The sequence below is a fragment of the Desulfococcus multivorans genome, assembly GCF_001854245.1.
Classification (GTDB): domain Bacteria; phylum Desulfobacterota; class Desulfobacteria; order Desulfobacterales; family Desulfococcaceae; genus Desulfococcus; species Desulfococcus multivorans.
In genome coordinates this window covers 2,573,280-2,587,542 of sequence record NZ_CP015381.1, presented here as the reverse complement: position 1 = coordinate 2,587,542, position 14,263 = coordinate 2,573,280, and the positions used below count along the sequence as shown (strand labels likewise).

14 protein-coding genes and 3 tRNA genes are annotated in these 14,263 nt (G+C 56.4%); 9 read left to right on the top strand and 8 right to left on the bottom strand.

Annotation, left to right across the window (positions count from 1 at the left end; translation table 11 throughout):
- Positions 1-39: 39 nt before the first annotated feature.
- The 9 genes from dapF (at position 40) to dmul_RS11305 (ending at position 5,569) form a co-directional block, all read left to right on the top strand.
- Entirely contained in the window at positions 40-909 is an 870-nt protein-coding gene (dapF, locus tag dmul_RS11345) for a diaminopimelate epimerase (RefSeq protein WP_234979152.1), read from the top strand.
- On the top strand, positions 906-1,433 hold the full coding sequence (folK, locus tag dmul_RS11340; RefSeq protein WP_020875123.1) for a 2-amino-4-hydroxy-6-hydroxymethyldihydropteridine diphosphokinase: 528 nt from the start codon (positions 906-908) through the stop codon (positions 1,431-1,433). Before dapF ends, folK begins: the two co-directional genes overlap by 4 nt.
- On the top strand, positions 1,430-1,690 hold the full coding sequence (locus dmul_RS11335; RefSeq protein WP_040413793.1) for a hypothetical protein: 261 nt from the start codon (positions 1,430-1,432) through the stop codon (positions 1,688-1,690). Before folK ends, dmul_RS11335 begins: the two co-directional genes overlap by 4 nt.
- Positions 1,691-1,696: 6 nt before the next feature.
- Positions 1,697-2,341 carry a fructose-6-phosphate aldolase gene (fsa, locus tag dmul_RS11330; protein ID WP_020875122.1) on the top strand — a complete coding sequence of 215 codons (645 nt, stop codon included), beginning with the start codon at positions 1,697-1,699 and terminating at the stop codon, positions 2,339-2,341.
- 70 nt (positions 2,342-2,411) lie between these two features.
- Positions 2,412-2,978 carry a CDP-diacylglycerol--glycerol-3-phosphate 3-phosphatidyltransferase gene (gene pgsA / locus dmul_RS11325; protein ID WP_020875121.1) on the top strand — a complete coding sequence of 189 codons (567 nt, stop codon included), beginning with the start codon at positions 2,412-2,414 and terminating at the stop codon, positions 2,976-2,978.
- 51 nt (positions 2,979-3,029) lie between these two features.
- A tRNA-Gly gene (locus tag dmul_RS11320) sits at positions 3,030-3,104 on the top strand.
- Between the two features lie 3 nt (positions 3,105-3,107).
- Positions 3,108-3,182: transfer RNA gene (locus tag dmul_RS11315), tRNA-Cys, on the top strand.
- Positions 3,183-3,240: 58 nt separating this feature from the next.
- Positions 3,241-3,315, top strand: a tRNA-Gly gene (locus tag dmul_RS11310).
- Between the two features lie 355 nt (positions 3,316-3,670).
- Positions 3,671-5,569, top strand: coding sequence for a M48 family metallopeptidase (locus dmul_RS11305; protein ID WP_052018477.1), 1,899 nt, complete (start codon positions 3,671-3,673; stop codon positions 5,567-5,569).
- Positions 5,570-5,574: 5 nt separating this feature from the next.
- Here the strand turns inward: dmul_RS11305 and dmul_RS11300 are convergent, their stop codons facing one another.
- The 8 genes from dmul_RS11300 to dmul_RS11265 form a co-directional block, all read right to left on the bottom strand.
- Positions 5,575-7,959 carry a GspE/PulE family protein gene (locus dmul_RS11300; RefSeq protein WP_020875119.1) on the bottom strand — a complete coding sequence of 795 codons (2,385 nt, stop codon included), beginning with the start codon at positions 7,957-7,959 and terminating at the stop codon, positions 5,575-5,577.
- Positions 7,960-8,042: 83 nt separating this feature from the next.
- Entirely contained in the window at positions 8,043-8,282 is a 240-nt protein-coding gene (locus dmul_RS11295; RefSeq protein WP_020875118.1) for a hypothetical protein, read from the bottom strand.
- Positions 8,283-8,484: 202 nt separating this feature from the next.
- A complete protein-coding gene (locus dmul_RS11290) occupies positions 8,485-9,732 on the bottom strand; it encodes a phenylacetate--CoA ligase family protein (RefSeq protein ID WP_020875117.1) in 1,248 nt (415 codons plus the stop codon).
- A 1-nt stretch (position 9,733) separates the two neighbouring features.
- Positions 9,734-10,477, bottom strand: a complete 744-nt coding sequence (locus tag dmul_RS11285; RefSeq protein ID WP_020875116.1) for an ABC transporter ATP-binding protein — start codon at positions 10,475-10,477, stop codon at positions 9,734-9,736.
- A gap of 4 nt (positions 10,478-10,481) precedes the next feature.
- On the bottom strand, positions 10,482-11,252 hold the full coding sequence (locus dmul_RS11280; RefSeq protein WP_020875115.1) for an ABC transporter ATP-binding protein: 771 nt from the start codon (positions 11,250-11,252) through the stop codon (positions 10,482-10,484).
- Positions 11,242-12,198, bottom strand: coding sequence for a branched-chain amino acid ABC transporter permease (locus tag dmul_RS11275; protein WP_020875114.1), 957 nt, complete (start codon positions 12,196-12,198; stop codon positions 11,242-11,244). The genes dmul_RS11280 and dmul_RS11275 overlap by 11 nt, the downstream gene beginning before the upstream one ends.
- Positions 12,199-12,225: 27 nt before the next feature.
- Positions 12,226-13,101, bottom strand: coding sequence for a branched-chain amino acid ABC transporter permease (locus tag dmul_RS11270; RefSeq protein ID WP_020875113.1), 876 nt, complete (start codon positions 13,099-13,101; stop codon positions 12,226-12,228).
- A complete protein-coding gene (locus dmul_RS11265) occupies positions 13,102-14,262 on the bottom strand; it encodes an ABC transporter substrate-binding protein (RefSeq protein WP_020875112.1) in 1,161 nt (386 codons plus the stop codon).
- Between the last annotated feature and the right edge of the window lies 1 nt (position 14,263).

The following is a 14,263-nucleotide window of genomic DNA, read 5'->3' as shown; positions in this document are numbered from 1 at the left end:
CGAGCCTTCGGACGGCCGTATTTCAAGCCGGCAGTTTTGATGAATATGACTAAAATTCCTTTTTTTAAAATGTGTGGCAGCGGGAACGATTTTATCATTGTCGACAATCGGAAAAAAATCCTCCATGAAGCTGCGTTTTCGAACCTGGCGCGCCGCCTCTGCACCCGAAGCCGTTCTCTCGGTGCCGACGGATTCGTGATTGTGGACGATTCTTCCTCCGCGGATTTCAAATGGCATTTTTTCAACTCGGACGGCAGCCGTGCCGGCATGTGCGGCAACGGCGCCCGCTGTGTGGCGCGGTTCGCTGCCGTCAATGGCATCGCCGGAACCGACATGACATTCGATACCGATGCGGGAGTCATTGCGGCCCGGGTGACCGATGATCGGGTGCGTATCCGTATGACCGATCCCCGCGGCTTCGAACCTGAAAAACGAGTGGAGATCCGAAGCGGCGCCCTCACGGTCGCCTGCATCGATACCGGGGTACCCCATGTGGTTGTCGCCGCGGCGGATATCGCGGATGTCGACGTCGTCGGCATGGGGCGGGAGCTGCGGTATCATCCTGTTTTCGCACCTGAGGGGACCAACGTCAATTTCACGTTCGTGCATGAGGACGGACGGCTCTTCAACCGGACCTATGAGCGCGGTGTGGAGGGGGAGACCCTGGCCTGCGGCACCGGCGCCGTAGCGGCGGCATTGGTGATGGCCGCCCGCGACCGGGTCCGCTCCCCGGTCGTCGTGATGCCGAAGAGCGGTGAGCCGCTTCGGATCTTCTTTGAGCGAGACGGATCCGCGTTCAGCCATGTCTTTCTGGAGGGAAATGCCCGCATCGTCTGTACCGGGGAGCTCTGGGAAGAGGCATGGAACTGGGCGGATCCGGACGACGTCATGGACGTCGGAAGCAAATGACCGTGGATCGCGGAACGGCAGCCTTCATCTCCCTGGGTTCCAACATCGGCGACAAGCGGGGATATTGTCAGAAGGGGATCGACGGTCTGCGGGCCGCCCACCGTACGACCATCACCGCGCTATCGCGTTTCTATCGAACCGAACCGGTGGATTACAAGGATCAGGACTGGTTTGTCAATGGGGTGGTGCGCATCGATACGGAACTGGATCCGTATGCGCTTCTCGATCTCTTGCATACCATCGAACAGGCGGCGGGAAGGGAGCGAAAGGGGGTCCGTTTCGGGCCGCGGACTCTGGATATGGACATCATTCTCTATGGGAATTGGGTCGTGAATACTCCCACGCTCTCCATTCCGCATCCCCGCATGCACAAAAGACGCTTTGTATTGCAACCGCTTTGTGATATAGATCCGACCGTTGTCCACCCCGTATTCCTTAAGAATGCTCAATATCTTCTCGAGCATCTCGATGACGAAGGCCAGAAAATGTTTCCCTGCGAAGAATCAGAAACGGTGTTGTTTTGATCCGATTATTGATCATTTCCGCATTGGTCTATTTTTTATATCGGAAAATCAGGTCCTGGGCCGGGCGTCTTGACGACAGCCGCACCTCTGTTGCCGCCGTCGAGGACATCATGGTTCAGGATCCTTATTGTGAAACCTATTTCCCCAAAAGAGAGGGTGTACCCCTCGACCTGGATGGAAAAAAATTGCTGTTCTGCAGCCGGAAATGCCGGGACGCTTTTGTCGCCGAGCATTCCAGATCATCAACAGGAGGATAAAATCTTATGAAGTTTTTTATCGATACCGCCAATATCGAAGAAATAAAAGAGGCTCACAGCATGGGCATGGTAGACGGGGTTACCACCAATCCCTCTCTCATTGCCAGGGAGGGACGTGATTTTGAGGAGATCATCCGGGAAATCTGCGGCATTGTCGACGGCCCCATCAGTGCCGAGGTCATTGCTCTGGATACAGACGGCATGATCGCCGAAGCCCGAGATCTTGCCACAATTCATGACAATATTGTCGTCAAGATTCCCATGACCGTAGACGGGCTGAAGGCGGTTCGAACCCTGGCGGAAGAAGGTATCCGAACGAACGTCACCCTGATTTTTTCGCCGCTTCAGGCATTGATGGCGGCCAAAGCCGGCGCCGCCTATGTCAGCCCCTTTGTGGGACGATTGGACGACTTGTCTCAGGACGGCATGACACTGGTGGAGCAAGTTGTGGATATCTTCGATAATTACGGCTATGAAACGGAAGTTATCGTCGCCAGTGTGAGAAACCCGGTTCACGTGTTGGAGAGCGCGCTCATAGGGGCCCACATCGCCACCATACCCTTCAAGGTTCTGGGCAAGCTCGCGGCCCACCCCATGACCGACAAAGGGATCCAGTCCTTTCTCGACGATTGGAACAAGCGTAATCACTAACAGGCATCCGATACCCGGACGGTGGCACCGGATACCTCAACAGGGACCTTGAAACAGGGATCGGATCAGCATGACGCAATGGGACAAGCTGGGTAAGCTACTGAGCAACCCCAATTTCTTGACGATGTTTCGCATCATTGCCGCACCCGGCGTGGTGATACTGCTCCTCTTTCCTAACCGATTGACGACGGCGGTGGCCATGCTGTTGTTCAGCGCCGCGGCCATTTCAGACTATCTGGATGGATATTTCGCCCGGCGCTGGGGCATGATCTCCAATTTCGGCAAGGTCATGGACCCGGTGGCCGACAAACTCCTGGTCTCATCCTCCCTGATCATGCTGACGTCCTTGAGCTGGATACCGGCCTGGGTGGTCTGTGTCATTATCGGCAGGGAACTGGCCATCACGGGACTCAGGGTGGTGGTGATCGAGAGCGGAGAGGACATCTCTGCCTCCTGGTTGGGAAAATACAAGACGGGTTTTCAGATTGCCGCCATTATCAGCCTGTTGATTCATTATCCCTATTTCAATGTGAACTTTCACGCGATCGGTCTCTTCTTTCTATGGGGAGCCTTGCTGTTCACCATCTGGTCCGGTGTCGATTATTTCATCAAGTTCAGAAAACTGATCGACCTTTGATTTTTCTATTGACAGCAATGGGATAACTCGTTATAAGCGTTATCCGTTCGAGCGGGAATAACTCAGTGGTAGAGTGCGACCTTGCCAAGGTCGAAGTCGCGGGTTCAAATCCCGTTTCCCGCTCCAATAGGCGGCATAGCCAAGTGGTAAGGCAGTGGTCTGCAAAACCACCATTCACCAGTTCGAATCTGGTTGCCGCCTCCATATTATCATACCGCAAGGCGCCATAGAGCCGATCAATCCGCTTTATCGCCTTGATCGAGCGGGAATAACTCAGTGGTAGAGTGCGACCTTGCCAAGGTCGAAGTCGCGGGTTCAAATCCCGTTTCCCGCTCCATAACGTCAGTCAACCCCGACCGAATGGTCGGGGTTTCGTTTTATGTGCGACTGCTCTTCCTCAAGGCGTTCGTCAGGGCCGCGCCGGCCTGTTCCGGAACTCAACGATTGCGCCCCTTCCTTCCGATACATGCCGGGCGTCGATGCGCCGTGTAATCCAAGCCTGACGTCTCAAGGGCGATTCGAAAATCCTGTCCGCCGTCGAAAGTACCGCATCGGGGACAATTATACCCATTTGTCGGGCAGTCCGGAGGTTCAGGCGGATCTGCGAATCCTTCTGGAATACGACTTCCAGGAATTGTGACGGCTTTTGGGCTTGTGCCCGAAGAGCCTCTTTGATATCTTTATCTCATTTTATGTCATGTGTCGATGACCTGCCGAGGCGGTTCCTCAAACGCATCGGCCATCCGGATTGCAAGGGGCTCATGTTCGGCAACTTTATCCATTTCATCGTCGTGTTGTTGATCTACGCGACCTATCAGCCAACCGATACGCCCGGCTTTTCGGTTGTGGAATCCACAACGCTTTTCTTCGGGCTTTTCCTGGGATATGCCGGGCTTACCCGAGTGCTGTTCCGAAGACTCGAACGTCGTATTTCCACCGGGGATTTTCAACATCTCGACCATCTTTTCAACCGGATGGTGACCCGGCACTCAATTCTGGCCATCGTATTTTTCGGTATCGATATATACGTATTGAACCTAGTTGAGGCTGTTCAGCACCTTTCCTTTCTCTCGATGCTCCCCACCGTCCAGGCACTCATATTCATTTCGGTTTTCATCGGATACCTGGCCGTCCTCTGGAGCGTCGCCTTCGACGCCTACCGGAAGCTCTACGGAACCGACCTGAATCGCAGGCGCTACACGGTCTCCAATCTCGCGGTATCCATACCCGTGCTGCTGCCATGGGTATTGCTGTCCGGTTTCGCGGACCTTGTTCGCCTGCTGCCGTTCGAATCTCTCAAACGCTTTCTCTCCAGCAGCGAGGGCGAGATAATCTATTTCTTTTGTTTTCTGATGATCGTTGCGGTGATGGGACCGTTGTTGATTCAGAAGTTCTGGAGATGCACGCCGCTTCCGTCGGGGTATGAGAGAAGCCGCATCGAAGCGCTCTGTCGACGGGCCGGCCTGGCATATGCGGATATTCTGAATTGGCCGCTTTTCGAAGGTCGGATGATCACAGCCGGCGTTATGGGGCTCGTTCGACGATACCGTTACATACTCGTCACCGACGCCCTGCTGAGACTGTTGAGGCCGGAGGAGGTGGATGCGGTGATCGCTCACGAGATCGGGCACGTGAAGCGAAACCACATTCTGTTCTACCTGTTCTTCTTTGTAGGCTACATCTTGTTTTCTTATGCCGTGTTCGATCTCATTGTCTACGGCATACTTTTGTCGGAGCCGCTCTACCGGTTCATCATCCAGTCGGGGGTGAGTCAGGCGGCCATGACCTCGACCCTGATCACCTTGGCGACCATTCTCGTTTTTCTGGTCTATTTCAGGTATGTTTTCGGCTATTTCATGCGGAATTTCGAACGCCAGGCCGACTGTTATGTCTATACGCTCTTCAATACCGCGGGCCCGTTGATCTCCACTTTTGAAAAGATTACGCTGACCAGCGGACAATCCCCCGACAGACCCAATTGGCACCATTTCAGCATTGCTGAACGGGTGAAATACCTCATCAAGTGCGAGCAGGATCGGCGTTGGGTCCGCCGCCATGACCGAAAAGTGAGACGGAGCATTCTCCTGTATGGGGCGGCGATGACCGTGATCGCCGTGATGGCCTATTCTCTCAATTTCGGCGATACGGGGAAGGCCCTGAATGCGAATCTCTTTGAGCGGATCCTCCAGCGGGAACTTCAGCAACAGCCGGATTCACCCGAATTGTTCGGGTTGCTGGGGGACTTCCATTACAGCCGGAATCAGTATGCCAAAGCGGCGGAGGCCTATGAAAATGCCATCCGATTGGGATCGGAAAGCGCCGAGGTATTCAACAACCTGGCGTGGCTCTATGCCACTTGTGAAGATGCAAGCCTCCGATTTCCGGCAAGGGCCCTCGACCTCGCGAAAAAGGCATCGGAACGATCAAACGCCCCCCATATCTGGGACACCCTGGCGGAGAGCTATTTTGTCAACGGCCGGTATGAGGCCGCAGTTCAGGCTGGGGAGCGGGCTTACGCGGCCGCCAAAACCGATCGATCCTATTTTGAAAGTCAGCTGAAAAAATTTCGTCGCGCGGCTCGGATCGACTGAAGCGGTTATGCGGCGCAGACCTTCCTGACCTGCTTGAGGTCCGTGAAGCCGTCGAAGATTTTCTTGATGCCGTCCTGCTCGAGGGTTCTCATGCCGTCCTTGATCGCCTGATCCTTCAATTCCTCGAGGCGGGCCTGCATCTGAATCATCCGCTTGGCCTCATCCGTGGCAACGAGCAGCTCATGGATGGCCATCCGGCCGGCATACCCGGTCTGATTGCAGTGAATGCACCCGGGGGCATTGTAGAGCGTCATGTCCTCACGATAGGTCAGCAGATCGGGAAAATCGACCTCGAATTCATACCTGCCGTACCGTTCGATCAGGTGTTCGTGCTCTTCCCGAGTGGGATGGTAGGTTTTCTTGCAATTCTTGCAGAGGGTTCTCACAAGACGCTGGGCGAGGATGCCCAGGATGGCGTCGGCAAAGTTGAACGGATCCATCCCCATGTCCAGAAGGCGCGTAATGCTTTCGGGCGCACTGTTGGTATGCAGTGTCGATAGGACGAGGTGTCCGGTGAGAGACGCCTCGATGCCGATGGCCGTCGTTTCCTTGTCGCGCATCTCACCCACCATGATGACATCCGGATCGGCGCGGAGAAAGGCCCGCATGGCCGTGGCGAAATTGAAGCCGATCTTGGGGTGGACCTGAACCTGACGAAGTCCTTTCTGAGTAATTTCAACGGGATCCTCGGCTGTCCAGATCTTGGTTTCCGTCTTGTTGATGTAGGCGAGAGCGGAATGAAGTGTCGTCGTTTTACCCGAACCGGTGGGGCCGCAGACGTAGATAATGCCGTAGGGCTGGGTAATAAGCTCGACAAATCGATTGAAATTCCGTTCGGAAAATCCCATGTTGGCCAGAGGAATCGGCTCTCCGGCATTCAGGATCCGCATGACGATGTCTTCGAGACTTCCCTGGGTGGGAATGGTCGCCACCCGGAGCTCGATGTCGAGGCCCCCGTATTTCTTGAACTGTATCTTGCCGTCCTGGGGCATCCGCCGTTCGGCGATGTCGAGACCCGCCATGATTTTGATTCGGGAAACGACGGCCCGCTTATAGTTGTAAGGGATGGTCTGATAAACCGAGCACACGCCGTCGATACGAATTCTCACCAGGGTGTTCTGTTTTCCGGGATAGGGTTCGATGTGAATATCCGACGCCTTTCTGGCATAGGCATCGTGGATGATCTTGTTGACGAGCTTGACGACGGCGCTGTCGGACTCATCGAACTCCTCTTCGGTCTCCTCGTCGTTTTCCGCTTCCCGTTGAAGTTCATGAAGGATATCGTCGATATCTCCGACGTTTCTGACCTCCTCCAGGGAGAAGTGTTTGATGAAATCGATGATATCGCCGGGCAACGCGACCCGGAAATCGAGCGGATTGTTGGGATAAAGCTGTTTGATGAGGTCGATCTTCTGAATGTCGTGGGGGTTGTCCACGGCGATGACGACTTTCCCGCCGTCGCTTTCCAGGGGGACCCAGAGGTTTTTCTTCATGAAGGCCTCTTTGCCCTTCCGCATCAGCGAAGTGGGAATCGGCCGATTGGGGTCGAAAAGAACGCCCGGCACCTCGTAATATTTGGCGAGGGATTCGATGACCTCTTTTTTGGGAATTTTCAGAACGCCGATCAGATAGCTTTCGATGGATTCCCGCCGCTTTTTGGCTTCGATGATGGCGTTTTTGAGTTCCTTCTGGGTCAGACTGTGGTTTTGGAGAAGATAGTAGAACTTGTTGCCGGCCTGGCGAGCCGCCCGTTTGAGGTTATACATGGCGATACCGAGAATCTTGGCGAGTTCCCGGATGAAATGCTCGTCCATTTTGGTGAAGGGCCGGTTGTCTTTCCGGTTAACCAGCTGAATCGCTCCCAGCAGATATTTGTGGAAATGGATCGGGCAGGCCAGCACCTGACGGGTGGTGAATCCGGAGGTTTTGTCCCAGCTGTCGTCGAACGCGAGGTTCGGGTCGATGGCCTTCAGTTCTTCCGGGTCGTAGGCATCTTCGATGTTCACCAGGCGTTGTTTGTATGTCGCGAATCCCACGATGCTGGTGGCGGTCACCGGCACCCGAATGTCATGGATATTTTTGCCGGCGACGATCCGTGAAACCAACTCGCGTTTGACGCCGTCGATGACGTAAATGGTGATGCGTTCGGATTCAAACAGCTCGACGATCTCATCCTTCAGGTTGTTGAGAACCTGATCCAGATTGGGCGCCATTTGAATTTTATTGCTGATGATCTGGAATTTGATTCTGAAAGCGACTTCGGGGCTGACGCCGGGTTTGTTGCCCTGGGATTGGAGACCGGCGACCCTGTCCTTCATTCTGGATTGGGCGGTGTCGACCTTCAAATGGCTGACGGGGAGTTCTACCTTGATGTGTGTCGCTTTGGGCATATCGTTTCTTTCAACCCTCTATACCGGCATTGCGGATGGTCAAAAATATCGCATTTACAGATAACCTCTGAGCCATGAGAGCGTTATGATGAAGGATGATCGGTCAACTCGCGATAACAGGAAATGATTTTCTTGGCCCCGCCGACGATGAGCAGAATGCCGATCAGATAGAAACTGAATTTTACAAACCCCATGATCGAGGAAAAATACTCGATCTGTTCGATCCGGGGCATAACCTGGGGAATACGGAAGAACACGCCGATACCCATGAGGACCAGCACGGCTCCCCATACGATGTGAAGATAAATTTTATCTTTTGTCATGACGGTTACCTGCTCCCGGCGCGGTTGCTCACCAGATGTCGACAACCTTGTCGAATTCTTCAAAAAAAAACAACTTGACTATATAAAAAGTTATAAGCTTATTGGATTATAACCGTTTTAACAGGGTGTGTCAAATGATAAGCGAAAATAGACCCACCAACCGTAACCGGAAAACCGGGGGTGCTCCGGACGTCCGGAGACGTCAGAGAAGGCTCGTTTCCATGAGCCGGATCCGGACGGGAACCCCTAAGTTTTCACGGAGACTGCTTTCCAATTGGTGAATCCGTTTTTCGAGGATCTTGATTTCATCGGAAAACAAGCGGTCGTCCATGGCAATGGCCGCTTCGAGAAGTTTTTTTTCGCCTTCTGCTTCCCTGACGGCGGCGCGGTATTTCGGAACGAAGGACAGGGCGTCTTCAATATGCCGGGTAATCTGGCTCGGGTGAACCTTGACCCCGTTGATGTTGAGGATATCGTCCGTCCGATCCTCAAACCATTCCAACTTGAGGAAGGTTGTTCCGCAGGGGCACGTATCCGCCATCAACCTGGCCTTTTCGCCGGTACGGAAACGGATGAGGGGAAAGGCCCGGGTGGTCAGGGTGGTGAGCACCAGCTCGCCCGTCTCTCCCCGCGGCAGCACGTCGCCGGATACAGGGTCCACGATTTCCGGGAGAAAATGGTCTTCATTGATGTGAAGTCCGTGGTGATCCCGGCATTCAAAGGCGATGGCCGGCCCCGGGACTTCGCTGAGCCCGAATTGATGCCATGTCTCCACGTGGAGCCGGGATTCAAGGCGTCGACGCACCTCCGGCATGAGGGGTTCTCCCACCAGGATCAGCCGCTTGAGGTTGAGGGCCGTGGGGTTGAGTTCGGCCTTGAACATCAGATCGGTCAGCTGAATCGCACGGGACGGGGTCGTGACGAGGGCCGATGTCTTGTAATCTCTCAGCACCATGAGCTGTTTGCTGGGGGAGAGGGGGGTATTGGGGATGACGGCGACGTCCATGGATTCGGCGCCGTCCTTGTAATCCCGACCCCAATTGGCCAGGCCGGGATCCAGGTCGATCTGAAGGATGTCTTCGGAGGTGATCCCCGCAGCCGTGAAAGCACGACCGACCATTTCCCGCCACATGCGGAGATCCTGGCGGGTGTAGCCCGTAACCGTGGGGTGCCGGGTGGTTCCGGGGGCCGTATGGATGCGTACGATGTCTTTGAGCGGAACGGCAAAAAGGCCGTAGGGGTAATGTTCGCCCAGGTGTTTTCGTTCCATGAAAGGCAGCGCGGCGATATCCTCGACCCGTTCGATGGCGGACGGATCCTTCCCGTTTCGTCCCGCCACGAGGTTCTGGCGGTTCTGGTGGAACGGCACGTTCCGGTAGGCCCGGTTCAGGGTGGCCTGAAGCCGCTCCAGTTGGAGCTGTTCCCGCTCGTTGGGGGCAAGATTCAGCATGTCATCCCCTCTCTTCAAAGAATTCTTCGTAGTCTTTACCCAGGTATGCCCGCTTGACCTCCACGTCCGAAAGGAGATCCCCGCCGGTGCCCTCTAAAACGATCTTCCCCGTTTCCAGAACATACCCGCGATCGGCGATTTTCAGTGCGGCCTGGGCATTCTGCTCGATCAGGAGGATGGTCAGCCCCTCTTCCTTGAGCCGGACCAGGGTGTCGAGGATCTTTTCCACCATTATGGGGGCCAGGCCCATGGACGGTTCGTCAAGCGCCAGGAGGCGCGGCCTGGCCATTAGAGCCCGTCCGATGGCCAGCATCTGCTGTTCTCCCCCCGAGAGTGTCCCGGCGGGCTGCGCGGCACGGTGTCCCAGAATCGGAAACAGATCAGTGATTCGGCCGATATCCCGATTGATTTCTGTGTGTTCTTTACGGCGGTATCGGGTGTAGGCGCCCAATTTCAGGTTATCCAGGACACTCAAGGGTGCGAAGACCTGTCGACCCTCGGGCACGAGGCTGATGCCTTTCCGGACGATGGCAGGCGGGTCCATCCCCTTGAGGGAGGCATCCTCGAAGGCGATCTCCCCCTTCCAGGCGGAAAGCAGTCCGCAGATCGACATCAGCAGAGTGCTCTTGCCGGAGCCGTTGGCGCCGATGAGGGTGATGAGCTCTCCCCGGCGCACGGAAATGCTGACGCCTTTGATGGCCATGATTCTGCCGTAGTAGCATCGGAGATTCTTGATTTGCAGCATGGTTTCAGCCGGTTCCGAGATAGGCGGACATGACGGCCGCATTGGATTGGATTTCCCGGGGAGCCCCTTCGGCCAGCATCCGGCCTTGATCGAGGACAAGGATTCGGTCGCAGACGTTCATGGTGAGGCTCATGTCATGCTCCACCAGCATGACCGTTACACCGAGATCCCGTATTTTTCGAATCAGTATTCCCAACCGTTCGGTTTCCACTGCGTTCAGGCCGGCGGCGGGCTCATCCAAAAGGAGCACCTTGGGGTCCGACGCAAGGGCCCGGGCGATTTCCAGCAGTCGCTGCCAGCCGAAGGGAAGATCGCCGCTCCGTTGATCGGGCGCCACGGTGAGGCCGACGAAATCGAGAAGTTTCCGGGCGCGCGCTTTCAAGGCCGTCTCCTCTTTTCGAACCGCCGGAAGTCGGGTGACGGCGCCCCATAAACCGGTTCGGGTTCTGACGTGACCGCCGACCATGATGTTTTCGATGACCGACATCCTTTCGAAGAGCTCTACATTTTGAAAGGTACGGGAGATGCCCAGGCGGACGATGTCCTGGATTCGCTTTCCGCGGATGGAGACGCCCTCGAGAAATATATTTCCCGAATCCGCCGTGTAGGCACCGGTGATCACGTTGAAGAGCGTTGTCTTCCCTGCGCCGTTGGGACCGATGAGTCCCATGATGACGCCTTCATCAACGGCAAAGGATATGCCTGACAGGGCCTGCACCCCGCCGAAGGCCTTGGATATTTCCTGAAGCGTCAGGAGCTTCGGTTTATCGGCCATATCTACCTCGGGCGCGTTCGTAGATGTCCAGAAAACCGCGTGTCAGGCCCTGGGGCATGACGATCATGACCCCCATCATGATGAGCCCGTAGACCACCATCTCGAAGTCTGAAAAGGCATGGAGCCATTCGGGAAGCAGGGTCAAAAGGGACGCCCCCAGAAGTGCGCCCCAGATGCTGGCCATACCGCCGATGACCACCATGGTCACCATCCGGACCGACATGAGGAAATCAAAGCTTCCCGGGCTGATGAAATTGACGTAGTGGGCATAGAGGAAACCGGCCATCGCGGCGATCCCCGCACTGAATACGAAAATCTTCAGTTTGAGGTGCATGGTGTCGACGCCTACGGCGCGTGCTGCTTTTTCGCTGTCGTGGATGGCACGGAGGGCTCGACCCGTGCGGGAATCGATGATGCGTCGAGAGACCAGGACGGTTATGAGGAGAATGCCCCAGACCAGATAGAAATAATTTTTCCCCGAAGAAAAATTGAGGGAGCCGATGGAGAGGGGCGGTATCCCGACGAGCCCTGAGGCCCCCCCGGTGACCGTGTCCCATTCCCGGAAGACAATGAAGGCGATCATGCCGAACCCCAGGGTTCCCATGCCGAGGTAATACCCCGAGAGCTTGAGTGTCGGCATGCCCACCAGAAAGGCGACCAATACCGCGGCCGACACCGCCAGGGGAAGCGATAACCAGGGTGACAGCCCGCAGGTCGTCGTGAGGATCGCCGTGGTGTAGGCGCCGATGCCGTAGAAAGCGGCATGGCCCAGGGAGATCTGGCCGGCGTACCCCATGAGCAGGTTGAGGCCGAGAGCCAGCAATGTGTTGATCCCGATGAAGGTCATCACCTGAAGGTGGTAGGGATTGGTGGTCACGAGGCCGACGCCGGTGATCATAAGGAGGGCCAGGGCAGGGGTAGCGCCCTTTCGAAGGGATACGGTCATGATTTCCGTTGGAGGAGCCATCGCCGGTCAGAAACGCGAGGCGTCGGCGGCGCCGAAGAGCCCGCCGGGTTTGATGTAAAGGATGAGGAGCAGCAGGACGAACGCGACGGCGTCTTTGGCCGCGGAGGAGATGTAGCCCACCCCCAGCGCCTCCAGGAGGCCCAGCAGGAATCCGCCTGCAAGCGATCCCCAGAGGCTGCCGATGCCGCCCAGCATGGCTGCGCAGAAACCTTTCAGGCCGAGCAGGGTTCCCATGTCGTAGCCGCACATGGTGATGGGGGCGATGATGACCCCCGCGGTCGCGCCGAGTCCCGTGCTCATGACGAACGCCAGGAGCACCATTTTTTCGGAGGGGATGCCTGAAAGCCAAGCCCCGCGCTTGTTGATGGCTGTCGCCTGCATCGCCTTTCCCGTGAGGGTCTTCCGGTAGAAATAAAAGAGGCCTACGGCAAGGAGTACGGCGATGACGAGGATCCAGATGCTCTGGGGCAAGAGTTTCGCTCCCGCCAGGTCCAGGGGCGGATGATCGGAGAAGGGCGGAACGCTGCGAGCATCCTTCCCCCAGATGATCATGGCCGCCCCCCGAAGAAAAATGGATGCGCCCACCGTAATGATGACCAGTACGATGGGGTGGGGTTTTGAAACGGTCCGGATGGCGATGCGTTCGAAAAGAAGCCCCGCCATTGCGACTCCGCCGACGGTCATGACGACAGCGAGGAGAAGGGGGAGGTGCAGCTCCCCCCACAGCGTCACAAGCCCCAGGGCACCCAGCATGACGAATTCACCGTGGGCGAAGTTGATCAGCTCCGTTGCGCTGAAGAGCATCGAGAAGCCGATGGCGATCACTGCATAGATGGCGCCGTTGGTCAGACCGGAAAACACATATTGGGCGAACTCCTCCACTTACTGCACGAGCTCCCAGGTGCCGTTCTGGATTCGGACCATCACGAAGGCATTGGCGGAGAGGCCGTTGTGCTCTTTCGGCCCGAAATTGAAAACGCCGGAAACGCCGACGTGATCTGTCAAGGATTCGATGTTGTCCCGCAGTTTTTCCGGGTCGCCGTCGGTGCCCTTGAGGGCCTGGGCAAGGATATTGACGGCGTCATAGGCGTAACCGCCGAATCCGGATACGGGTTGTTTGAAGGTCTCGGTGTAGGTTCCGGCATATTCGGCCAGGACCGCCTTCTGAGGATCGGTTTCCGGCAGGAGGTCATGGATCAGGATCTTTCCGGTGGGCAACAGGGTGCCTTCCGCGCTCTCCCCGGCCAGCTCGATGAATTTGGGCGACGCCACCCCGTGACTTTGATAAACGGGGATGTTCAGCGCCAGTTGCCGGGCGTTTTTGTTGACAACGGCGGGTCCCGGATTTGTGCCCCAGCAGATGACGGCGTCGGGTTTGGCGCTCTTGATCTTGGTGAGTTGAGCGGTCATGTCGGTATCGTTGCCCCCGAATTTATCGGCCTGGACAATGGTGAGCCCGAAGTCCCCGGCCTGGGCTTCCAGTTGTTCCCGTCCGGACTCGCCAAACGCGTCGGCGACGGTGAGGATGCCGATCTTCCGAATGCCCCGGGTCTTCATGTGCTCATAGATGGCCTGAACGGCGTGGATGTCGCTTTGGGCGGTCTTGAACACCCACGGATTGATGGGCATGGTGATCTTGTTCCCGGCGGCGCAGCTGATGAGGGGGGTTCGGGCTTTTTCGGCAAAGGGCATGACCGCAAGGGTAGTGGGCGTGGTGCTTGGCCCGATGATGGCCAGGACCTTGTCCTTGTTGAGCAGCTTGCTGACGCTCATGACCGCTTTCGTGGGGTCCCCCTCGGTATCATAGATGACGGCCTCGAGCTTGCGTCCGTCGATGCCGCCGGCCGCGTTGATTTTTTCGATCACCATTTCCATGCTTTTCTTCTCCGGATCGCCCAGGAAGGACGCCCGGCCGGTGACGGAGAATATTCCGCCGATCTTGTAAGTCTCCTCGGCAAGCGCACCGCCCGCAAAAATCGTAACGACGGCCCATGTCAAGAGCAACCGCCAACCGTTTCGTCTGACTCCCGTCAGTGTTTGCATC